The sequence below is a fragment of the Nonomuraea corallina genome (assembly GCF_027620315.1).
GTDB classification, from domain to species: Bacteria; Actinomycetota; Actinomycetes; order Streptosporangiales; family Streptosporangiaceae; genus Nonomuraea; species Nonomuraea corallina.
Genome location: NZ_JAPNNL010000037.1, coordinates 26,126 through 46,754 on the forward strand (window position 1 = coordinate 26,126; position 20,629 = coordinate 46,754).

21 protein-coding genes, 2 pseudogenes and 1 riboswitch are annotated in these 20,629 nt (G+C 73.8%); of the genes and pseudogenes, 11 read left to right on the forward strand and 12 right to left on the reverse strand.

Annotation, left to right across the window (positions count from 1 at the left end; all coding sequences use genetic code 11):
• Positions 1-9 precede the first annotated feature (9 nt).
• The 3 genes from OUY22_RS12350 (at position 10) to OUY22_RS12360 (ending at position 3,452) form a co-directional block, all read left to right on the forward strand.
• Entirely contained in the window at positions 10-996 is a 987-nt protein-coding gene (locus tag OUY22_RS12350; RefSeq protein WP_270155021.1) for an Acg family FMN-binding oxidoreductase, read from the forward strand.
• 125 nt (positions 997-1,121) lie between these two features.
• A complete protein-coding gene (locus OUY22_RS12355; RefSeq protein ID WP_270155022.1) occupies positions 1,122-1,649 on the forward strand; it encodes a hypothetical protein in 528 nt (175 codons plus the stop codon).
• A gap of 114 nt (positions 1,650-1,763) precedes the next feature.
• On the forward strand, positions 1,764-3,452 hold the full coding sequence (locus OUY22_RS12360) for a sensor histidine kinase (protein WP_270155023.1): 1,689 nt from the start codon (positions 1,764-1,766) through the stop codon (positions 3,450-3,452).
• On the opposite strand, the gene OUY22_RS12365 is transcribed toward OUY22_RS12360, so the two are convergent.
• Both OUY22_RS12365 and OUY22_RS12370 read right to left on the reverse strand, forming a co-directional pair.
• Positions 3,400-3,849, reverse strand: coding sequence for a pyridoxamine 5'-phosphate oxidase family protein (locus OUY22_RS12365; RefSeq protein ID WP_270155025.1), 450 nt, complete (start codon positions 3,847-3,849; stop codon positions 3,400-3,402). The genes OUY22_RS12360 and OUY22_RS12365 overlap by 53 nt on opposite strands.
• Positions 3,850-3,901: 52 nt before the next feature.
• The gene (locus OUY22_RS12370) at positions 3,902-4,543 is read right to left on the reverse strand and encodes a response regulator (protein ID WP_270155026.1); all 642 of its coding nucleotides are present in this window, start codon (positions 4,541-4,543) and stop codon (positions 3,902-3,904) included.
• A 178-nt stretch (positions 4,544-4,721) separates the two neighbouring features.
• On the opposite strand from OUY22_RS12370, the gene OUY22_RS12375 reads away from it, so the two are divergent.
• Together OUY22_RS12375 and OUY22_RS12380 are read left to right on the forward strand one after the other, a co-directional pair.
• A complete protein-coding gene (locus OUY22_RS12375) occupies positions 4,722-5,564 on the forward strand; it encodes a universal stress protein (protein ID WP_270155027.1) in 843 nt (280 codons plus the stop codon).
• A gap of 100 nt (positions 5,565-5,664) precedes the next feature.
• The gene (locus OUY22_RS12380; protein ID WP_270155028.1) at positions 5,665-6,567 is read left to right on the forward strand and encodes a sigma-70 family RNA polymerase sigma factor; all 903 of its coding nucleotides are present in this window, start codon (positions 5,665-5,667) and stop codon (positions 6,565-6,567) included.
• Positions 6,568-6,583: 16 nt separating this feature from the next.
• Here OUY22_RS12380 and OUY22_RS12385 read toward each other — a convergent pair whose 3' ends face one another.
• Positions 6,584-6,712, reverse strand: a complete 129-nt coding sequence (locus OUY22_RS12385; RefSeq protein WP_270155029.1) for a DUF4342 domain-containing protein — start codon at positions 6,710-6,712, stop codon at positions 6,584-6,586.
• A 275-nt stretch (positions 6,713-6,987) separates the two neighbouring features.
• Here OUY22_RS12385 and OUY22_RS12390 point away from each other — a divergent pair, with 275 nt between their 5' ends.
• On the forward strand, positions 6,988-8,187 hold the full coding sequence (locus tag OUY22_RS12390) for an MFS transporter (protein ID WP_270155030.1): 1,200 nt from the start codon (positions 6,988-6,990) through the stop codon (positions 8,185-8,187).
• A gap of 39 nt (positions 8,188-8,226) precedes the next feature.
• Here the strand turns inward: OUY22_RS12390 and OUY22_RS12395 are convergent, their stop codons facing one another.
• Positions 8,227-8,700: a hypothetical protein gene (locus OUY22_RS12395; protein WP_270155031.1), complete on the reverse strand. Its 474-nt coding sequence runs from the start codon at positions 8,698-8,700 to the stop codon at positions 8,227-8,229.
• Positions 8,701-8,943: 243 nt separating this feature from the next.
• Between OUY22_RS12395 and OUY22_RS12400 the strand changes: the two are divergent.
• Positions 8,944-9,210, forward strand: a pseudogene (locus OUY22_RS12400) (sensor histidine kinase); the annotation flags it as partial.
• Between the two features lie 121 nt (positions 9,211-9,331).
• Here OUY22_RS12400 and OUY22_RS12405 read toward each other — a convergent pair.
• On the reverse strand, positions 9,332-10,195 hold the full coding sequence (locus OUY22_RS12405; protein ID WP_270155032.1) for an alpha/beta fold hydrolase: 864 nt from the start codon (positions 10,193-10,195) through the stop codon (positions 9,332-9,334).
• Between the two features lie 98 nt (positions 10,196-10,293).
• Here OUY22_RS12405 and OUY22_RS12410 point away from each other — a divergent pair, with 98 nt between their 5' ends.
• Positions 10,294-10,857 (forward strand): GPP34 family phosphoprotein, encoded by a 564-nt coding sequence (locus OUY22_RS12410; RefSeq protein WP_270155033.1) that lies wholly within the window; start codon positions 10,294-10,296, stop codon positions 10,855-10,857.
• Between the two features lie 43 nt (positions 10,858-10,900).
• Here OUY22_RS12410 and OUY22_RS12415 read toward each other — a convergent pair whose 3' ends face one another.
• The 5 genes from OUY22_RS12415 to OUY22_RS12435 all read right to left on the reverse strand — a co-directional run bounded on the left by OUY22_RS12415 (position 10,901) and on the right by OUY22_RS12435 (position 17,047).
• Positions 10,901-11,797, reverse strand: a complete 897-nt coding sequence (locus OUY22_RS12415; protein WP_270155034.1) for an SMP-30/gluconolactonase/LRE family protein — start codon at positions 11,795-11,797, stop codon at positions 10,901-10,903.
• A gap of 205 nt (positions 11,798-12,002) precedes the next feature.
• Entirely contained in the window at positions 12,003-12,473 is a 471-nt protein-coding gene (locus OUY22_RS12420) for a GNAT family N-acetyltransferase (RefSeq protein ID WP_270155035.1), read from the reverse strand.
• Positions 12,474-12,589: 116 nt separating this feature from the next.
• Positions 12,590-14,314 carry an ABC transporter ATP-binding protein gene (locus OUY22_RS12425; RefSeq protein WP_270155036.1) on the reverse strand — a complete coding sequence of 575 codons (1,725 nt, stop codon included), beginning with the start codon at positions 14,312-14,314 and terminating at the stop codon, positions 12,590-12,592.
• Positions 14,311-16,143: an ABC transporter ATP-binding protein gene (locus OUY22_RS12430; RefSeq protein WP_270155037.1), complete on the reverse strand. Its 1,833-nt coding sequence runs from the start codon at positions 16,141-16,143 to the stop codon at positions 14,311-14,313. The genes OUY22_RS12425 and OUY22_RS12430 overlap by 4 nt, the downstream gene beginning before the upstream one ends.
• A gap of 7 nt (positions 16,144-16,150) precedes the next feature.
• Positions 16,151-17,047, reverse strand: a complete 897-nt coding sequence (locus tag OUY22_RS12435) for an alpha/beta hydrolase (RefSeq protein ID WP_270155038.1) — start codon at positions 17,045-17,047, stop codon at positions 16,151-16,153.
• Positions 17,048-17,491: 444 nt separating this feature from the next.
• On the opposite strand from OUY22_RS12435, the gene OUY22_RS12440 reads away from it, so the two are divergent.
• Positions 17,492-18,466, forward strand: coding sequence for an aldo/keto reductase (locus tag OUY22_RS12440; protein WP_270155039.1), 975 nt, complete (start codon positions 17,492-17,494; stop codon positions 18,464-18,466).
• Positions 18,467-18,472: 6 nt separating this feature from the next.
• On the opposite strand, the gene OUY22_RS12445 is transcribed toward OUY22_RS12440, so the two are convergent.
• Positions 18,473-18,625 carry a LuxR C-terminal-related transcriptional regulator gene (locus tag OUY22_RS12445; RefSeq protein WP_408638150.1) on the reverse strand — a complete coding sequence of 51 codons (153 nt, stop codon included), beginning with the start codon at positions 18,623-18,625 and terminating at the stop codon, positions 18,473-18,475.
• A gap of 109 nt (positions 18,626-18,734) precedes the next feature.
• Here OUY22_RS12445 and OUY22_RS12450 point away from each other — a divergent pair, with 109 nt between their 5' ends.
• Together OUY22_RS12450 and OUY22_RS12455 are read left to right on the forward strand one after the other, a co-directional pair.
• Positions 18,735-19,112, forward strand: a complete 378-nt coding sequence (locus tag OUY22_RS12450; RefSeq protein ID WP_270155040.1) for a hypothetical protein — start codon at positions 18,735-18,737, stop codon at positions 19,110-19,112.
• A gap of 50 nt (positions 19,113-19,162) precedes the next feature.
• Positions 19,163-19,435 (forward strand): annotated as a pseudogene (locus OUY22_RS12455) (serine hydrolase); the annotation flags it as partial.
• Between the two features lie 423 nt (positions 19,436-19,858).
• Here OUY22_RS12455 and OUY22_RS12460 read toward each other — a convergent pair.
• Positions 19,859-20,221 carry a MerR family transcriptional regulator gene (locus OUY22_RS12460; protein ID WP_270155041.1) on the reverse strand — a complete coding sequence of 121 codons (363 nt, stop codon included), beginning with the start codon at positions 20,219-20,221 and terminating at the stop codon, positions 19,859-19,861.
• Between the two features lie 225 nt (positions 20,222-20,446).
• Positions 20,447-20,579, forward strand: a riboswitch (cyclic di-AMP (ydaO/yuaA leader).
• The last annotated feature ends 50 nt before the right edge of the window (positions 20,580-20,629 follow it).

A 20,629-nucleotide genomic window follows, 5' to 3' on the forward strand; every position in this document is an offset into this window, starting at 1 on the left:
GTGCCAGTCATGAACCGTCCGGCCAGCCGCTCGCCCAAGGCCGCCGTCGAAGCCGCCGTCGAAGCCGCCCGCTGGGCGCCCTCGGTGCACAACACCCAGCCGTGGACCTTCGCCGTCACCGGGGAGGAGATCAGCCTGCGGGCCGACACCGAGCGCAAGCTCCGCGTCAGCGACGCCGAGGGCCGCGAGCTGCTCATCAGCTGCGGCGCGGCCCTGTTCACCATGCGGACCGCCATCCGGCGGGCCGGCTACGAGCCGGTCGTGCGCGTCATGCCCGACCCGGACCGGCCCGCCCTGCTGGCGGTCGTCAAGCCCGGCGCCGCCGTCGAACCCGACGAGGGCGTCTCGCTCCTCGCCGCCGAGATCGAGCGGCGGCGCACCCACCGGGCCGGCTTCACCGGCCTGCCGGTGCCCGAGCGGCTCGTCGAGGCGCTGGTCAAGGGCGCACAGGCCGAAGGCGGCCGGCTCACCCCCGTGGCCGCCCCTGACGCGGTCGCCGTGCTCGCCGCGCTCACCCGGGCCGCGCAGGCGGTGCAGGCCCAGGACCGGCGCTTCAGCCTGGAGGTCATCCGCTGGGCCAGGCCGCCGGGCAGCAAGCGCGCCGACGGGGTGCCCGCCGGGGCCTACCCTCGCGAGCCCGCCCCCACCGAGCCGCACTTCGCCCAGCGCGACTACTCCTGGCGTCACGGCTGGGGCAGCGGGAACGGCGACCCCGGGGCGACCTCCACCGGCGTCGTGGCCGTGCTGACCACGCCCGGCGACACCCCCGAGGACTGGCTCGCCGCGGGCCAGTCGCTGCAGCGCGTGCTCCTGCACGCCTCCGCGTACGGGGTCAGCGCCGCCTTCCACACCCAGGTGCTGGAGATGTCCCACCTGCGCGAGTTCCTGCGCGAGGAGCTGTGCTCCGGCGAGTACCCGCAGATGATCATGCGGCTGGGCATCACGTTCGACGACAAGGACGCCGTGCGCCGCCCGGTGGAGGATCTCCTCGGCTGAACGGCCCCACCCAAGGGACCAAGGTCACTCGGGCGTGAGGCCGTACGGCACTGCCGGAGCCGGGCCGGAAACGGTGTGATGGAGACGTGAGGGAGAGACCCGACACCAGCTGAAAGGGGGCCGTCATGGCCACCATCACCCCCGCCAAGCCCGTCCACGCGGTTCACGCGGCGGACGGCAAGCGCCCCGTCGACTACGTGTGGGCCATCGCCCGGATCGCCCTCGGCTGGACCTTCCTGTGGGCCTTCGTCGACAAGACCTTCGGACTCGGCTTCGCCACCCCGGCCGAGAAGGCGTGGCTGGCGGGCGGCAGCCCCACCACCGGCTTCCTCAAGGGCACCGAGGAGAACGCGCTCGGCGGCGTCTTCACCGCCCTCGCCGGCCAGGCCTGGGTCGACTGGATGTTCATGATGGGCCTCCTGGGCGTCGGGCTCGCGCTCATGCTCGGGATCGGCACCCGCGTCGCGGCCGTCGCCGGCGGCCTGATGCTCATGCTGATGTGGGCGGCGGCGCTGCCCCTGACCACCAACCCCTTCATGGACGACCACGTCATCTACACGATCGTCCTGATCGGCCTGGCCCTGGCCAACGCCGGCACCACGCTCGGACTCGGCAACCTGCCGATCGTCAAGCGGCACGCGTTCCTCCGCTGAGCGTTCCTCCGCTGAGCGTCCCTCCGCTGAGCGTCCCTCCGCTGAGCGTCACCACCACCGCGCCCGCCCCGACCGGGGTGGGCGTCGCTGTGTGGGGGTGCGAGACTGACCTTTATGAGCAAGAGCGAGCAGAGCCCGTTGCTGCCCAGCATGCGCCTGGACGACCTGCTGGCCGAGTTGCAGGTGCGGCTGCAGGCGGTGCTGGCCACCCGCGACCGGGTGCACGCACTGATGGAAGCCGTCGTCTCCGTGGGCAGCGACCTGGACCTGGAGACCGTCCTGCGGCGCATCGTGGAGACCGCCACCAAGCTCGTCGACGCCACCTACGGGGCGCTCGGCGTGGTGGGCCAGGAGAGCACGCTCATCCAGTTCATCCCGGTGGGGCTGAGCGAGGAGGAGATCGCCAAGATCGAGCACTGGCCGCACGGCCTCGGCCTGCTCGGCCTGCTCATCAAGGACGCCCGGCCGCTGCGCCTGGGCCGCATCTCCGACCATCCCGAGTCCTACGGGTTCCCGCCCGGCCACCCGCCGATGGGCACCTTCCTGGGCGTGCCCGTACGGGTCCGCGACGAGGTGTTCGGCAACCTCTACCTGACGGAGAAGCGCGGCGGGGCCGAGTTCGACGAGGAGGACGAGGCCATCGTCATCGCGCTGGCCACCGCCGCCGGCGTCGCCGTCGAGAACGCCCGCCTGTACGAGGAGACGCGCCGGCGCGAGACCTGGCTGCAGGCCTCCTCCGAGATCACCACCCGCCTGCTGTCGGGCGCCGCCCCGCAGGAGGTGCTCAGCATGATGGCGGCCAGGGCCCACCAGATGACCGACGCCGACCTCGTCCAGGTGCTGCTGCCCGAGCCGGGGGCCGCGCGGCTGCGCGTCGAGTACGCCGAGGGCGACGGCGGGCAGGAGACCACCAGCGTCACCTTCGGGCTGGACGACAGCGCGGCGGGCGAGGTGTTCCGCACCGGGAGCGCCGCCACCGCCGACGACCTGCGCGGCGGCGACCCGGAGCTGCGCGATCTCGGCTACGGCCCGGTGCTGCTGATCCCGCTCGGCTCCGCGCAGGCGGTGCGCGGCGTGCTGGTGCTGGCCAAGTGGAGCGGGCGGCTGCCGTTCACCGCCGCCGACCTGCGCATGCTGGAGGCGTTCGCCGGCCAGGCGGCCATCGCGCTGGAGCTGGCCGACACCCGCCGCCACGCCGAGCGGCTCGGCCTGCTCGAAGACCGCGACCGCATCGCCAAGGACCTGCACGACGTGGTCATCCAGCGGCTGTTCGCGATCGCCATGACGCTGATGAGCACGGTGCGGCTGGTCGACCGGCCCGAGGCGTCCAACCGGCTGCAGCAGGCGGTCAACGAGCTGGACGAGACCATCCGCCAGATCCGCTCCACCATCTTCGCCCTGCAGGCCGCCCCCGAGACCACCGGCCACACGCTGCGCGGCCGGATCGTCGACCTGGTCGAGTCGGCCCGCGGCCACCTGGGGTTCATGCCCGGCCTGCGGCTGGAGGGCCAGATCGACAACCAGGTGCCGGAGGACGTGGCCGAGCACCTGCTCGCCGTGCTGCGCGAGACGCTGTCCAACATCGTCAGGCACGCCAAGGCCAGCAGGGCGGGCGTGGCGGTGGAGGTGACCGGCGACGGGCTGACGCTGACCGTGCACGACAACGGGGTCGGCATCCCGGCGGAGGGCCGCCGCAGCGGCCTGCGCAACCTGGAGGAACGCGCCGCCGGGCTGGGCGGCACCTTCGAGATCAGCTCACCGGAGGGGGGAGGGACGTCGCTCTGCTGGCGGGTTCCGCTGTGATCCGCCGGCCGCTGATCTGCTCGGTGTCGACGACGATGAAGTGGTCCTTGCTGCCGGGCGCCCACGGCGTCAGCGGCAGCGACGCCAGGCGCGCCACCTCATCGGGATCGGTCACGGCGCGGGCGTGCCCGACGGCCGTCACCGACCAGCCGGTGCGCATCTCCGGGTCGAACTCGTCGGCCTCGAACGCGACCACGGCGGTGCGGGTGGCGGCGGCCAGCTTGGAGCCGACGCCGGTGCGGATGACGATCCGCTCGCGGTCGAGCAGGAACGTCACGGGCTGCACCGCGGGCAGGGCCCGATCGGTGAAGACGATCCGGCCGATGGGCGTGGACGACATCAGGCGCAGGCACTCCTCCCGAGAGAGAACCTGCAGGCCGGACGAATCGAATCGCATGCCACCAGCATTCCCCACGAGCAACGCCCGGCATTAGGGGCGAAGGTCCCTTCTATTCGCGGCGATCGGCACGCAACCGGGCCGCCAGCGCCGCGGCCTGGGTGCGCCGCTGCATGTTGAGCTTGGACAGCAGGTTGGACACGTAGTTCTTGACCGTCTTCTCGGCCAGGAACAGCCGCTCGCCGATCTGCCGGTTCGTCATCCCCTCGCCGATCAGGTCGAGGATGTGCCGCTCCTGCTCCGACAGGGCGGCCAGCGGGTCCTGCTTGGCGGCCTGGTCGCGCAGCCGCTGCAGCATCGCCGCGGTGGTCTGCGGGTCCAGCAGCGACTGGCCGGAGGCCACCGTGCGCACCGCGCCCACCAGGTCGGAGCCGTGGATCTGCTTCAGCACGTAACCGGCGGCGCCGGCCATCACCGCGTTGAACAGCGCCTCGTCGTCGGCGTAGGAGGTCAGCATCAGGCACGCCAGGCCGGGCACCTTGGACCGGACCTCGCGGCACACGTCCACGCCGTTGCCGTCGGGCAGGCGCACGTCGAGCACGGCCACGTCCGGCCTGAGCGCGGGGATCCTGGCCACGGCCGATTCGGCGGTGCCGGCCTCCCCGATGACCTCGATGTCGTCCTCGGAATCGAGCAGGGCGGCGACGCCGCGCCGGACGACCTCATGATCATCGACGAGGAACACGCGAATCATGACCCTGACGTTAGCCACTCCGGCGACGGCGCGGAAGGGACTTAGGCCCTTTTTGACTGAGCCGTACGCCACAGTCCGCGGTCCCCGGGGCCCCGGGACCAGGGGATTCGTGGGGGAGGGAGTTCCGGCGGCGGATCTTCACGGCGATAGGGTCGAGGTGAGGAAAGAGAGGGTTGTCATGATCATTGTGGGCGTCGACGGTTCGAGGGCCGGCCTGGAGGCGGCGGCGTGGGCCGCCAGGGAGGCGGCGCTGCGCCAGGCGCCGCTGCGGATCGGGCACGCCATCGCCGCCTGGGTGCTCCAGGACGGCGGCGGCCGGTACGCCGAGGTCGCGGCCTGGATGCGACAGGGCGGCACGTCCGTGCTGGCCGCGGCCGAGGAGCGGGCCAGGCACGAACGGCCGCAGGTCGTCGTGGACACCGTCCTGATGCCCGGCGACCCGCGCAACGCCCTGGTCGAGGCGTCCCGCGACGCCGAGCTGCTCGTCATCGGCAACCACGGCCTGGGCCGGGTGCGCGGCCTGCTGGTCGGCTCGGTCGCCCTGGGCGTCGCCGGCCACGCCACCTGCGACGTCGTCGTCGTGCGCGAGCTGCCCAGCGCGCCGCGCAGCGAGATCGTGGCCGGGATCGACGGCTCGCCCGCCTCCGCCCGCGTGCTCGGCTTCGCCTTCGCCGAGGCGGAGTTGCGCGGCGTCGCCCTGCGTGTCGTGCACGCCTGGACCTGGCCCGGCCCCGACCCGACCACCGGCGCGGGCAACGAGCGGACGGTGATGCGCGAAGCGCTCGCCGGCCACCGCGAGAGCCACCCCGGCGTGCCCGTCATCGAGGAGATCGTCCAGGGGCACCCGGTCGAGGTGCTCGCGGAGGCCGCCGCCGGCGCCGAGCTGCTCGTGGTCGGCTCCCGCGGTCACGGCACGCTCGCCGGGATGGTGCTCGGCTCGGTCAGCCAGGCGCTGCTCCAGCACACCCCGGTCCCGCTGGCCGTGGTGCGGACGCCCTCGGATCCGCGCACCGAGGGCTAAGGTCCCCGCCCCTGAGGACCTTGGCCACCACCGCCGCGGCCCGCCGCCCGAAAGGGTGGAGATGTTCCCAGCGGCGACGACCCGGAGGGTGGGGGCGGCGGTGTCAGCACAGGCGAAGGCCGAGCAGTACGACCGGCTCGGCGACTATCTGACCAGGATCGGCGGCACCCCGCTGCTGAACGCCGAGCAGGAGGTGGAGCTGGCGCGGCGGATGCGGGCGGGCGCGCACGCCGCCCGCCTGGCCGCCGCGTACGGCCCCGACCCCGAGCTGACGGCCCTGATCGCCGACGGCGACGCGGCCAGGGACCACCTGATCCGCGCCAACCTGCGGCTGGTCGTCGCCGTCGCCAAACGGTACGCCCACCGCGGCATGTCGCTGGCCGACGTCATCCAGGACGGCAACCTGGGCCTGATCCGCGCCGTCGAGCGCTACGACCCGTCCAGGGGTTACCGGCTCTCCACCATCGCCGCCTGGTGGATCCGCAAGGCCATCCAGCAGGGGATCGAGCACGCCCACACGGTGCGCCTGCCCATCGGCCTGCAGGACCGCCTGATAGCCGTCACCCGGGCCGAGATCGAGGCCACCCACCTGCTCGGCCGCGCGCCCACCGAGGCCGAGGTCGCGGCCAGGGTCGGCGTGGAGAGCGCCAAACTGGCGGTGCTGCGCCGCACCCCGCAGGACTGCGTCAGCCTCGACCTGATCGTCCAGGACGGCCAGCACGCGATGACGCTCGGCGACATGATCGAGGACCCCGAGAGCGCGCTGGCCGAGCGGGAGGTCGAGCGCGCGGAGCTGAGGCGGGTGCTGGCCGGCCTGGTCGCGCGGCTCGCGCCGCGCCAGGCGCTGATCCTCAGGCTGCGGTACGGGCTCGACGGGTACGAGCCGCACACGCCCCGCCAGATCGCCGACAAGATGGGGCTCACCGCCCACTGGGTGCGCCAGCTGGAGAAGGACGCGCTGACCAAGCTGCGCCGCTCCCTGCGGCACGCCTGGCTCCGCTGACCCCCGGGCCCGGGGGTCAGGCCTCCTCGTCGGCCCTCTGGAACTGGATCGTCCAGTCGGCGGCCGGCGCGCCCATCGCGCCGAGCACCGTCACGACCGGGGCGAAGACCAGCGCCACCACGCCGACCGTCACCGGCACCTGCATGAAGAATCCCGCCCTGTCGGACAGCGGGAGGTAGATCGGAGCGCCCGGACCCGCACGGCGGTCAGGGCCGCGGCGGCGCGGGTGGCGGGAGGCCGACGGTCCGCCGGGGGCCGCCGCGGCTACGGCGCGATCGGCCGGCGCAGGCGCGAAAAGCGGGTGCGGTCCGCCGGGGGAGCCCGCTAATCTGCGCGGCATGCGTACCGCTCCGATCGTGTAGCGCCCAGGACGAGGTCTCAGCCGCCTTCCGTCCCCACGCGCTAACGGAGCGTCACCATATGAACACCGCCCTGCGGCGGAACAAGGACTTCGCCCTGCTCCTGTCCGGCCGGCTCGTCTCCAGCGCCGGCGACCACATCCAGGACTTCGCCTTCCTGCTCCTCGTGCTGGCCATGACCGGGTCGGCCGCGCAGAGCGGGCTCGTGCTCGGCGTCAACACCGCCGCCTATCTGCTCGTCGGGCTCGCCGCCGGGGCGCTGGCGGACCGCTGGGACCGCCGCCGCGCCATGATCTGGTGCGAGCTCGGCCGCGCCGCACTCGCCGCGAGCGTCGCGATCGCGCTCTGCCTGGACCGGCTCACCCTGCCCCACCTGTACGCGGTCGCGGCCCTGGCCGGGGTGCTGCACGCGCTCTTCGAGTCCGCCGCCACGGCCGCGCTGCCCGCCGTCGTCGGCCCCGGTCAGCTCGCCCGGGCTCTCGGCGTCACCCAGGGGACGCTCAACACCTTGCGGGTCGGCGGCGCCACCCTGGCCGCGGCCGTCCACGGGCTGGGCAGGACGGTGCCGTTCGCGGTGAACGCCCTCTCGTTCGTCGCCTCGGCCGCGGCCCTGTGCCTCATCCGGGGGTCCTTCCAGCAGACGGACGGTCCACCGGCGCCCGGCCGTCTCGCCGCGGACATCCGCCACGGGCTGGGCTGGCTGTGGCGGCAGCCGGTCATCCGGGTGTTCGGCCTGCTCCAGGCCGGCGACATGCTCCGGTACGGGGCCGGCTACCTGGTCATCGTCACCCTGGCGCAGGGGGTGGGCGCGTCCCCCCGGCAGATCGGGCTGATCTTCAGCGCGGCCGCCGCCGGGTCGCTGCTCGGCTCGCTCCTCGCCGGCAGGCTCGCCGAGCGGTTCCCGATCGGCCGCATCGCCGTGGCCATGCTGTGGGTGGAGGCGCTCGTGTTCCCCCTGTACGCCGCGGCGCCCGACGCCCTGTCCCTGGGCCTGGTGGCCTTCGCCGAATCGGTGCTGCCGCCCGTCTATTCGGTGGCCATGACCAGCCACCGCCTCGCCATCACCCCCGACCACCTGCGCGGCCGCACCTCGGCCGCGGTGGACACGCTCACCATGGGCGCCCTGTCGGCGGGGACGATGGCGGGCGGAGCCATGATCGCCGCCTGGGGGGCCAGGCCCGCGACCCTCGTCCTGGCGGGCTGGCTCCTCCTGCTCGCCGTCACCGCCACCATCGCCCGCCCCGCCCGGCGAGCCCGCTGACCGTCGGAGGAGAACCCGAAGGCGCCCGGCCCCCGAGGCTTACCGCCCGGCGGGCTTCCTGACGGCTGCCGGAGCCTGAGCGTGGCGGGGCGCCGGGGCGCGGTGGCCGACGTAGGTGGCCAGCAGGAGCAGGAGCGCCGCCTGCGCCAGCATCCCCGGAGCCAGCGGCGGGGTGTCGCCGACCGACTTGGTGAACGCCTGCCACCACTGCCCGATCGCCGACACCCCGTCGAGCGCCCCCGAGAAGGTCCCCACCGTCATGTTGGCCGACACGTGCGCGAACACGCCGAAGGCCGAGGCCGCCAGCACCACGGCGGCGATCGCCCGTACCACGCCGGAGACCCGGTTGAGCAGCAGCAGGAGCACGCCGACGGCGAGCAGTCCCAGCGCCGCCCACGGCACCAGCTGCGTGGCGCTGCGCCAGTGGCGCTCGACGGCCAGCTCGAAACCCGCGCCGAGGACGGCGATGACGGTCAGCGCGGCCAATGCGCGCCGGATGAGCGTCGCGTTCACCGCGCGCCCACCGGCGTTCGGACCCGGCGAGCGTCCGCCGCGGTGGCCATGAGGGGCACGTTCATTCTCACCGTTCTCCTTGTGAACTGTCTGTCCGCGTCCGTGACTTGACACCCATGGTGGCCCGGGAGCCTGAAGATGATCTCTGGGAAACATGAAGAGCATCTGAGAAAACGGAGAAAGGGGACCTGTTCGGCGGTTCCCTCGCGGATGACTCCGGGAGCGCCTTAACGAGGGCGCAACATCACGAACGGTAGGAACGGCGCATGCGAGTGCTCGTGGCTGAGGATGAGAAGGCGGCTGTCCGGCGGCGCGCTGACGGTGCGCAACACCGGCCCGGAGGTGCCCGCCGAACGCGTGGGTGAGCTGTTCGAGCCGTTCCGCCGCCTGAGTCCCCGCACCCGTTCCGACGGCGGCGCCGGGCTGGGCCTGTCGGTCGTGGCGGCGATCGCCCGCGCCCACGACGCCACTGTCCTGGCGCGGCCGAACCCGGGCGGCGGCCTGGAGGTGACGGTCCGCTTCGCCGGCTGGTCCTATGAGCGCCCGCGGCGTCGCCCCGAGCGGCCCAGCACGGCCTCCCCGGCCTCCCCGGCTCCCCGGCCTCCTCGGTCCCTTGGACGAGAGCGCGGACCTAGGCGTCCCGCGGCTCCTTCAGGGGCTCCTTCAGGAAGGACAGGATGGCCGCGGCGACCTCGTCCGGATACTGGGCGTGCGGGTAATGGCCGGCGCCCTCGATCATCACCACCCGTCCGACCCCCGAGGGCATCGCGGCGACGACGCCCTCGGCCTCGGCGCGGGGGTCGTTCCAGTCGGGATCGGCCGTGCCCATCACGACCAGCGTGGGGCGGCGCAGGCGGCCCAGGTGGTCGCCGGCGTCGGTGGGCGCGGCCAGGCCCATCCTGGCCAGCACCGCCATCCGGCCCGGCCTGCTCAGGTCGCCCGCCAGGCGGTCCAGGTAGGCGGCGAAGTCGGCGGGCTTGCGGCCCGGGAAGGCGTGGTCCAGGTAGCGCTTCCACAGGCCCACGTTGCGCAGCATCCCGGTGGCCATGAGCAGCGTCATGCCCTTGCGGTAGGCGGGGTTGCGCAGCAGGCCGCCCAGGTCGGGCTTCTGCGCGCGGGTGAACGGGGCGATCTCCACCACGGCCGACACCAGCTCGGGCTCGCGCGCGGCGGCGATCGTGGCGGCTCCGCCGGAGAAGGAGTGGCCGACGATCACGGCGGGCCCGCCCAGGTGGCGGGTCAGGGCCACGAGGTCGCGCGCGGTGTCGGCGCGCGTGTACGAGGCCCAGCCGGTCGAGGAGTCGCCGTGGCCGCGCAGGTCCGTGACCGCCACCCGGTAGCCGGCGGCGGTGAGCCGCGGCGCCAGGAACCGGTAGGCGGCCCGGTCGTTCCCCATCCCGGGGGCAAGCACGACGAGCGGGCCTTCCCCGGTCACCTCGTAGGCGAGCCGACCGCCCTCGGATTCCAGCATGTCCACCTTGATGTTACGACTCATAGCCATAAAGCTAATATGATTAGCCAATAGCGTCAAGAGGCCCGACAGGTAGGACGGTGTCCCGTTCACGGTCGCCCGGCCCGGCGTAGGCTACGTCCATGTCGCGGCTGGCGATGGCGGACGAGCTGCTGATCCTGGCCCTGTGCGCGTCCGCCGACGGCTGGACCATCGGCCAGGGCGGCAGGGTCAGGATCCCGCCGTACCTCGACCTCGGGCTGGCGGCCGCCGAGCTCGCCGGTCACGGCCCCCGGCCCGGCCTGCCGCAGCAGATCATCGGCGTCGCGGCGGGCCGCCCCCACCTGCGGCGCATCGCGGCGCTGCGCGAGCAGGGGCGGGTCGTCGTCCGCGAGCTGCCGCCACGCGGCCTGTTCCAGTGCCGCACGGTGACGCGGCTGTCCACGCCCGAGTACGGAGCCGAGTACGCGATCATGGACAGGCTGATCGCCGCGCTGCGCGGCCTGCCCGCCGACGACGACACGATCGGCCTGCTGGCCGTCATGCGGGCCTGCGACCTGCACCGCCAGTGGTTCCGCGACCTGCCCAGGCGCGAGCGGGCCCGCCGGATCGACCGGCTCACCAGGGACCACTGGCTGCGGGTCGCCGTCGAGTCGGCCATCGCCGCCGACCTCGCCTGGCCCGCCGCCGCCAACGGCACCCTGTAGCACCGCCGGGCGAGTGGCAGCGCTACCGGTAGGTGTTCTCCGGTCAGTGCCCCGGCCAGCCCGCGCGCGGGGCCGGGGCGTCCATGGCCAGGACCTGGCCGGTACGCGGGCCGCCGAAGGGGTCGAACGGGTTCCACTCGGCGGCCACGACGAACAGCGTCCGCCCGTCCGCTCCGCCCAGCATGCACGCGAACGCGCCCCGGTCCAGCTCCACCCGCTCCAGCACCTCGCCGCCCTCGCGCACCCGCGCCACGTCGCGCTCGCCCACCGAGGTCCACACCGCGCCCTCGGAGTCCATGCTGATGCCGTCGGGGCCCAGCCCGTCCGCCCAGGTACGGCGGTTCGACAGGCTGCCGTCGGGCGCGATGTCGAACGCCGTGAGCGTCCCGGCGAACGACTCGGCGATGATCAGCGTGCGGTTGTCGGGCGAGACGACCATGCCGTTGGGGAACGCGATCCCGTCGGCCACCTGCCGCGCCCGCCCGTCGGGCGTGATCAGCGCGATGTACCCGGGCACGAAGTCCGGCCGCTCGTGCAGCGGCGTGTCCATGCCGTCGGCCATGGCCTTCTCCAGGAAGGGCAGGAAGTCGAAGTCGGCGCCGTTGACGTAGACGTTGCCGCGGCCGTCGACCACGATCTCGTTGAAGCCCGAGGGCAGGCCGCTCAGGTCGGCGTGCGGGACGAGCGAGCCGTCGGGCTCCAGGCGCAGCAGCCGGCCCCGGTCGGTGTTCTTGGGCACGATGAGCATGCGGCCGTCGGGCAGCCAGTCGATCGAGTGGGCGCCGACCTCCGGTTCCGAGAACACGACCTCGGCGCGCCCGTCCGGGTCCAGGGCGATCACCTCGTCGTCGCCCCAGTTGCAGAACCACAGCCGCCCGTCGTGCCAGCGCGGCGACTCGCCGATGCCCAGACCGTCCAGCAGAACGCGGGGTGTCGTCATGTCCGTCCTTCCGTCGTACGTCTCTTCCACCCCTACACGAACGGCCCCCACCCGAATCGACACCCACGCCGATCACGTTCTCGCGGGAGCGCTCAGCCCAACCGCCAGGCGACCTTGTCGTGGAGGATCGGTGTCACGCCCGGGAAGGACGACCCGCGCCGGTCGAGGGCCATCGCCGCCCCGCGTGCAGGCCCCCGCCGGGTGATCAGGCGAACCGCAGCCGCATGGCCGGGTCAGGGGTGCGTACGAAGCCCAGCGAGCTGTAGAGCGGCTCGCCCTCGGCGGAGGTGCGCAGGTCGACGGTGGCGACGCCGTGCTCCCGATACCACTCGACCAGGGCGGTGACGCAGGCCCGGGAGTAGCCGCGCCGCCGGTGCTCCGGGTGGGTGGCGACGTTGAACACGTAGCCGACCATGCCCTTCCGGTTGCCCGGCCCGCCGAGCCGCTCCTCGACCGTGCCGGTCGCGCACGCGGCCAGCCCGCCGCCTGGCGCGTCCACGACGAAGGCGAGCAGCCGCGGCTCCGGCTCGTCCAGCCGCGCCCGCAGCCGCTCCTCGGCGGTCTCGCGCCAGCCGTCGTCCGGCGGTGCGCTGCCGCTCATGCTCGCCAGCAGCACCTCTCGCAGCCGTACCAGCTCGGCGGCGTCCGCCGCCGTCGCCCTGCGCGCCCCGATCATCCGCCCGACGCTAGCGACGCGCTCCGCGACCGGCAACCGGATTTCCCCACTGCCGATCATCCAGGGCGAGACCCTCCAGAGGCTCTGCGAACGAACGCGGCGCTCGGCGAGGCGGTTCAGCGGCTCTCCGTGCGTTCCGCCGGCGTCGGTGAGGCGTTCCAGAAGGCGGCGTAGGGGCCGCCTCGGCGCAGCAGCTCGTCGTGGCAGCCCTCCTCCACGATGCGGCCGCCGTCCAGGAAGGCGACGCGGTCGGCGCGCTCGACGGCGCGCAGCCGGTGCGCCACCATCACCACCGTCCGGCCCGCCATCAGGCGCTCGACGCCCTCGTGCACGGCCGCCTCGTTCACCGGGTCCAGGGCGGAGGTGACCTCGTCCAGCAGGACGATGGGCGCGTCCTTCAGCAGCGCCCGCGCGATCGAGACGCGCTGGCGCTCGCCGCCCGACAGCAGCGCGCCGCCCTCGCCGACGTTCGCCGCCCATCCGCCGGGCAGCCGCTCGATCACCTCGTCCAGCCGTGCCGCGGTCGCCGCCGCCCGCACCTCGGCCTCGCCGGCGTCGGGACGGCCGAGCCGCACGTTCTCCTCGATGCTGCCGTCGAAGAGGTAGACGTCCTGGAACACGATGGCGAGCTGCGCCATCAGCACCTCGGTGCCGATCGACCGCACGTCCACCCCGCCCACGCGCACCGCGCCCGCGTCCACGTCGTGGAAGCGGGCGATGAGCTGGAGCAGCGTGCTCTTGCCCGCGCCGGACGGCCCGACCACGGCCAGGCGCTGTCCGGGCGGCACGGACAGCGTCAGGTCGTCGAGCACCGTACGGTCGTCGTGCCGGAAAGTGACCGACGCCAGCTCCAGCCCCCGGTGCGCGGGCCGGAGCGGGGTGGTGGGCGCCGGCAGCGGCGGGGTGCGGAGCACCGCGTCGAGCCTGCCCAGCTCGAACCGGGCGGCGCGCAGCCGCCCGCCGATGTCCGACAGCGACAGCAGCGGATCGGCGCAGCGGGCGGCCAGCACCAGCACCGCCAGGAGCTCGGCCGCGCCGACGCTCCCGCCGAGCGCGAGGTGCGCGCCCAGGACCAGCAGCGCCGTGAAGATCGCCTGCACCGTGAGCGTCAGGCCCAGCACGCCGGGCAGCGCCGCAAGCACGCCACGGCGGGAGGCGCGCCGCACCTCCTCCAGAGAGTCGTCGAGCAGCCGGAAGCGTTCACCGGTCCGGCCGCCGGCCCGCAGCACCGGCTGAGCCTGGAGATACTCGATGACCCGGCCGGTGGCCGCACGGTCGCGCCCGGCGCGGGCGGCGTCGGCGGCGGCCGTCGAACGGGCCGCCCAGACCTGGATCGCCGCCACGACCGGGACCGCCGCCAGCGCGGCCAGCCCGAGCCGCCAGTCGCTCGCGAGCATCACGACGACGATCGTCAGCGGGGTGACGCAGGCGGAGACGAACGGCGCCAGCAGGTGCGCGATCACGCTCATCGCCTGGAGGACGCCGCGGCCGGCCAGGACCGACACCTCCCCGACGCGGCCGGAGTCGTACCAGCCGAGGGGCAGCCGGGCCAGATGGTCGCCGAGCCGGTGGTACATGCCGCCCAGCAGCACGCTCCCGACGCGGAACCCGGACAGGTCGCTGAGGTAGCGCAGCACGGCGTAGACCGCCACCGCGGCCCCGAACGCGACCAGCCACGGCCGGGCGGCCGCCGGATCCCCGCCCAGCAGCTCGCGCAGCACGGGGACCAGCAGGCCGTACGACAGGCCCTCCACGATCGCGGTCACGACCATCAGCGCCACGGTGCGCCGCACCGGCCGGGCGTACTCGGGTCCCAGCACGCGCAGCAGCATGCGGATCATCGGGGTTCGTCTCCTCGCGGTAGGCCGCCGAGGGTTCCGGCGGAGGTGTCGGCGTGGTCGGTGACGGCCGCCGGGTGGGATCGCCAGAACGCGGCGAACCGGCCGTCCGCGGCGAGCAGGTCGGCGGGGGCGCCCTGCTCGGCGACGGTCCCGTTCTCCAGCATCACGACGGTGTCCGCGCCGGCGATGGTCTGCGGGCGATGGGCGATGACCAGGATCGTCCGATCGCCCTTGAGCGTCTCCAGGGCCCGGCGCACCGCCTGTTCGGTCCGAGGGTCGGCGAAGGCGGTCGCCTCGTCGAGCACCAGCACGGGCGCGTCGGCCAGCAGCGCGCGGGCGATCGCGATCCGCTGCGCCTCCCCGCCCGACAGCCGGACCTCCTCGCCGACGACCGTGTCGTAGCCGCGCGGCAGCCGCACGATCCGGTCGTGGACGCCGGCCAGCCGGGCGGCCCCGGCCACGTCGTCGAGGCCGGCGTCCGGCACCGCGAGCGCGATGTTGTCCGCGACCGACGCGCGCAGCAGGCGGACGTCCTGGAAGACGAAGGAGACCGAGCGGTAGAGCTCCCGGCTGCCGATCTCGCGCAGGTCCACACCGCCGAGGAGGACCGAGCCGTGGGTCGGGTCGTAGAACCGGGGGAGCAGCTGGACCAGCGTGGACTTGCCGCTTCCCGACGGCCCGGTGATCGCGGTGACCGTGCCGGGCTCCAGCACCAGGTCGATCCCGCGCAGCACCTCGTGGCCGGGCTCGTAGCCGAACCGCACGTCCCGCAGCTCCACCCGGTGTCCTCGCGGCGCGGCCGGACGCGCGGGCTCCGGCAGCGGCGGCACCGCGAGCACGTCGCGGATGCGGCCGACCGCGCTCCGGGCGGCCGTCAGGTCGTCGAAGCCGTGGCCGAGACTCGCCACCGGAGCGGTCAGCCCGAGGCCGAGCAGCAGGAAGGGCAGCAGGTCGGCCGGGGCCAGCCCGCCGGAGGCGATCAGGGCCGCGCCGCCGACCAGCACGACCAGCAGCACGAACGGCGGCGACAGCGCCAGCATCAGGCCCGCGGCGATCCCGGACAGGCCGCGCGCCCACCGCAGGAAGACGCCGGTGAACTCGTCGGCGGCCCGGCGGAACGCCCGGTGCGCGCGCTCGCCGGTGCCGAACGCCTTGACCACCGCGATGCCCTGCACGAACTCGACGACCGCGCTGGAGATCCGGCCCATGGCCGCGTCGAACTCCTCCTGCTCTCGCCGCCGGGCCTGGGTCATCATGAGCGGCACCAGCGCGACGGCCAGCGCCACCGGGATCAGCGTGATCAACGTGAGCCGCCAGTCCACGGCGAACAGGTAGACCAGGGACACCAGCGGCACCACGAAGGCGGAGACGAGCTCGCCGGGGGTGTGGGCGATGAACGGGTGCACGGCGCTCACGTCATCCCCCACCACCTTCGCCAGCTCGCCGGTGCGGCGCCGGGAGAGCCAGCCGATCGGCACCCGCCCCAGCCGCTCGGCCAGCAGCCGGCGGAACGCCAGCTGCACCCGGCCGTCGAGGAGGTGCCCGAGGCCCGACGCCGCCGCCGTGAACAGCAGCCGGACGAGCAGGCCCGCCGCGCCCGCGGCCACCACCGCCCACACGTGACCCTGATCCGCGGGCCCCGGCGCCAGCAGGACGCGGCCCAGCTCCACGACCGCCAGCAGCGGCGCCAGCCCCGACACCGCGCCGATCACCTGCAGGACGACGACGGCGGCGAAACTCCCCGCGTGAGGACGCAGCAGCGCCGCCACGCCGGCGTCAGGCGGCGGCGCGGACGGCCGTCTCGGCTCGGCCGCTCCGGTGACGGTCATCGCGGCCTCAACCGGCCAGCGCGCGGCGCAGGGCGCCGGCGAGCTCGGCGATCTGCCGCCGCGACACCTCGGCGGACAAGATGGCCTGGGAGCCGTGGAAGGTGCCGGGCCACTGGTGCAGCTCCACCGACACGCCCGCCTGGAGCAGGCGCAGGGCGTACGCGATCTCCTCGTCGCGGTTCGGGCACAGCTCCGCGGTGGCGATGTAGGCGGGCGGCAGACCGGACAGGTCGGCGGCCCGGGCCGGGGCGGCGTACGGGGTGGCGGGGGTGGAACCCAGGTAGTGCCGCCAGGACGCGGTGACCTTGTCGCGGTTCATCCACGGCGTGTCGGTGAAGTTCCGCGCCGACCACGTCTCCTGCCGGTCGTCGAGCCCCGGCTGATTGAGCAGCTGGAACCGGATCGCCGGCCCCCGCTCGTCGCGGGCCCGCAGCGCCGTCGCGGCGGCGAGACCGCCGCCGGCGCTGTGGCCGCCGACGGCGATCCGCTCAGGGTCGATGCCCAGGCCGGCCGCGTGCCCGGCGGCCCAGGCCAGCACCGCGCAGGCGTCGTCGAGTGCGGCCGGGAAGGGGTTCTCCGGGGCCAGGCGGTAGCCCACCGAGATCACCGTCGCGCCGGAGGCGTCCGCGAGCCGGGCGGCCCAGGGGTGCTCGGTCTCCAGGTCGCCCATGACGAACCCGCCGCCGTGCAGCCAGACTATGGCGCCCTGGGCCTGGTGCGGACGGTAGATCCGTACCGGCACGTCCGGGTCGGCGGGCACCGTGCGGTTCTCCACGTCCAGGTTCGCGGTGTCCGGCGGGGGGAGGGCGGTGGCCAGGGCGGCGAAGCTCTCGCGCTCGGCGATCGGGTCGGTCAGGTCGGCGCGGGGGAACAGCGGGATGAACGCTTCGAGTTCGGGATCCATGCCGGCCATCCTGACGTCCGGCACCCCGGTGGATCATCCGCCAGTCGTCGGCCATCGGGGCCGGTTCGCGCGCCGATCGGCGCACATCGTCCTCGCGGGCGTGGGGGCGTCGGCGGGCAGCACGCCGGCGTGTCGGTGAGCCTGTTGCTCTGCTCACGGACGGTCCCGGAGGTGCCCTCCGGCGGCACCCGCAGGTGGAGGCGAGTTCGACGCCGGCGTGATGATTCAGCGTGTAGTGGGTATGGGCGCCCGCGGTGGCGGCGAGCCGGTCGGCCGGGCCGGGCCCGGTCCGTTCGGCCGCCCCCGTCAGCAGGTCGGCGATCTCGCCGATGACGGCGGCCGCGCAGGCCGCCGGCAGCGACTCCCGTCGGGGAAGCGGCAGTAGGGCGCGGCCGACGACACGCCCGCCCGCACCGCGACCTCGGTCTGAGAAGGGTGAACAGCATGCGGCAGCGGAGCCTGGGACGGCAGGGCCTGACGGTCTCGGCCATCGGATACGGTGCGATGGGCGTCTCCTACGCGTACGGTCCCTCCGACAAGAAGGAGGGCGAGGCCACCATCCGCCGCGCCTACGAGCTGGGCGTGACGTTCTTCGACACCGCCGAGCTCTACGGGCAGGGCGAGAACGAGCGGATCGTCGGCGCCGCGCTCGCGCCGGTGCGCGACGAGGTGGTCATCGCCACGAAGTTCGGGTTCGACTTCACCGGCACCCGGCCGGGCGGCGTCGACAGCCGGCCCGAGCACATCCGCGAGGTCGCCGACAACAGCCTGCGCCACCTCGGCGTCGACGTCATCGACGTGCTCTACCAGCACCGCGTCGACCCCGGCGTGCCGATCGAGGACGTGGCGGGGGCGGTCAAGGACCTCATCGACGCCGGCAAGGTCCGCTTCTTCGGGCTGAGCGAGGCGGGGGCCGGCACGATCCGCCGGGCGCACGCCGTCCAGCCCGTCTCGGTCCTGCAGACGGAGTACTCCCTGTTCGAGCGGGAGGTGGAGACCCTCTTCCCGGTCCTGCGCGAGCTCGGCATCGGGTTCGTCGCCTACTCGCCGCTCGGCCGCGGCTTCCTCACCGGCCAGGCCAAGCCCGGCGCGGAGTACGACGAGAGTGACATGCGCAGCTGGGACGCCCGCTTCCAGCCCGGCAACTACGAGAAGAACGTGGAGGCGACCCGCCGGCTCGGCGAGCTGGCCGCGGAGAGGGGCGCCACCGTGGCGCAGCTCGCCCTGGCCTGGATCCTGGCGCAGGGCGACGACATCGTGCCCATCCCCGGCACCCGCAGCGCCGAGCGGCTGGCGGAGAACGTCGGGGCCGCCGACCTCGTCCTCGACGACGCCGAGCTCAGGCGGATCGCCGAGATCCTGCCGACCGGCGGTCACGGCGCCCGCTACCCGCAGTCCATGCTCCCGGCCTGGGACTGACCGGGGTCACCGGCGGGCGCGCGGCACCACCAGGCCCGACTCGTACGCGGCCACCACCGCCTGCGTCCGGTCGCGCAGCCCGAGCTTGGCCGGCACCCGGCTGACGTGCGTCTTCACCGTCTCCTCGGTGACGGTGAGACGGGCGGCGGGAGTTGCCAACGTCGTCTCTTTCAGAGACAATGTTGTGGGCGCCTCGCGGGAGAGGCGCCGGGACGTGGTACTACTGGAGATCCCCGAAGGAGGCCGGAAAGGACGAGCGGGTGCGCCCATGACCGAGCGCTACCTCGGCGTCCTCGGCGTGGCCGAGGCCCTCGGAGTGACCCGGCACGCGGTGCACAAGTGGCGCACGCGTCACCCCCAAGGCTCCGATCACGCGTTCCCCGAACCCGACGTCGAGGTCGACGGGGCTCCGGGATGGCGGGCCGACCGGCTGGAGGAGATCGGCCGCTGGCGCGCGGCCCTGCCGGGGCGCGGCGCAGGCGGCGGTCGCCCCACCGCCGCGCGTCAGGACTACCTCAAGGCGGCGATGGCCCTCGGCCTGGACCGCGAGGAGGCGCTGCGCGCGCTGGCCACGTTCGCCGAGGAGTTCCCCCAGATGAGCGAGCCGGAGCTGTGCGCCTGGCTCATCGAGAAGTTCCGCCGCTGATCGTCCCGCGGCACGGACAACTTCCCTTTACGGACGGAAGGCGATGACGCATGCCCGAGAACAGCGCCGGCATCGGCGGACACACCGCACCGGGATTCGAGGCGGTACGCGAGGCGTTCGCCGCCAACCTGGCCTCAGGCCAGGACGTGGGCGCCGCGGTCAGCGTGTACCTGCGCGGACGCCAGGTCGTCGACCTGTGGGGCGGGATCGCCGATCCCGGGACCGGCCGCCCCTGGGAGCGCGACACGCTGCAGGTCGTCTACTCCACCACCAAAGCGGTCACCGCGGCCTGCGCGCTCCTGATCCTCACCGATCCGGATGACTTCGACCTGTCCGCGATCGACCTGGACGCCGTCCCCGAGCCCATGCGCGAGGTGATGGCCGCCTACGCCGACCCGGCGTCGCTCACCGTGCGGGCGATGACCGTGGTGCGGCCCGCGCTGGACCACGACGACCCGCGCGAGCAGGCCGCCGAGATGCCCGCCACCAACGGCATCTGCACGGCCAGGGCGCTGGCCCGCTTCTACGCGGCCCTGATCGGCGAGGTCGACGGGCACCGCATCCTCACCCCGGCCGCCCTGGCCGCCGCCACCGCCGAACAGGCGGCGGGCCTCGACCGCGTCCTGCGGGTGCCGGTCCGCATCGGCACCGGCTTCGGCCTGCCCACCCCGGACGCGTACTGGTACGCGCCCGCGGCGTTCGGCCCCTCATCCCGCGGCCGAGGACGCCGGACGGGTTCCCCGCGCCTACTTCCGGGTGCGGACGGCGTCCAGGTAGGCGGCGATGGCGTCGCGGTTGCGTGCCAGGCAGTCGATGCGGGCGGTCATCCGGTCGCGTTCCCGCTCCAGCGCGGTGATCATCTCCGGGGTGGCGTCCGGCAGGTGGATCTCCCGAGGGCCGTCGAGGCAGGGGAGGATCTGCTTGATGATCCGGGTGGGCAGGCCCGCCTCCAGCAGCCCGCGGATCTGCATCACCCGGTCGACCTGGCTCTCGTCGTAGTCGCGGTAGCCGTTCGCGGAGCGGGCGGGATGGATCAGGCCCTGTTCCTCGTAGTAGCGCAGCAGCCGCGGGGGTGTGCCGGTGCGCTCGGACAGCTCGCCGATCCGCATCTGTCCTCCTTCGGCGCTCGACGGGCTCCGCGCCGGGCCGCTCGGCACCGTCGGCGCCGCCTTCCTCCGGTTCGCGCCCAAATCTAGTGGAACGGGAGAGGGTGCTCGCCGACGTCGAAGACCGACTGTTCTTGAACTGTCTTATTTGCCATCATTTGCGTTGTTTGTCAGGTTCCATTACTTTTATGCAAAATTGGCCTAGACCGTGCGCGGCCTGATCCCGGGAGCGCACGGCCGCCGAGTCCGTTCGCGGAGCCGGGGACCCAATCCCTTGGGGTGAATCGGCACGTCACATGCCGTAGGGCACTTCCACGCCCGAACCCGTCAGCTAACCCGGTAGGCGGCATGGAAGCGAGGAGCGATTCCCTCATGCAGCTCACCCAACGGCTGAGCGGCGCGCTGCTCGGC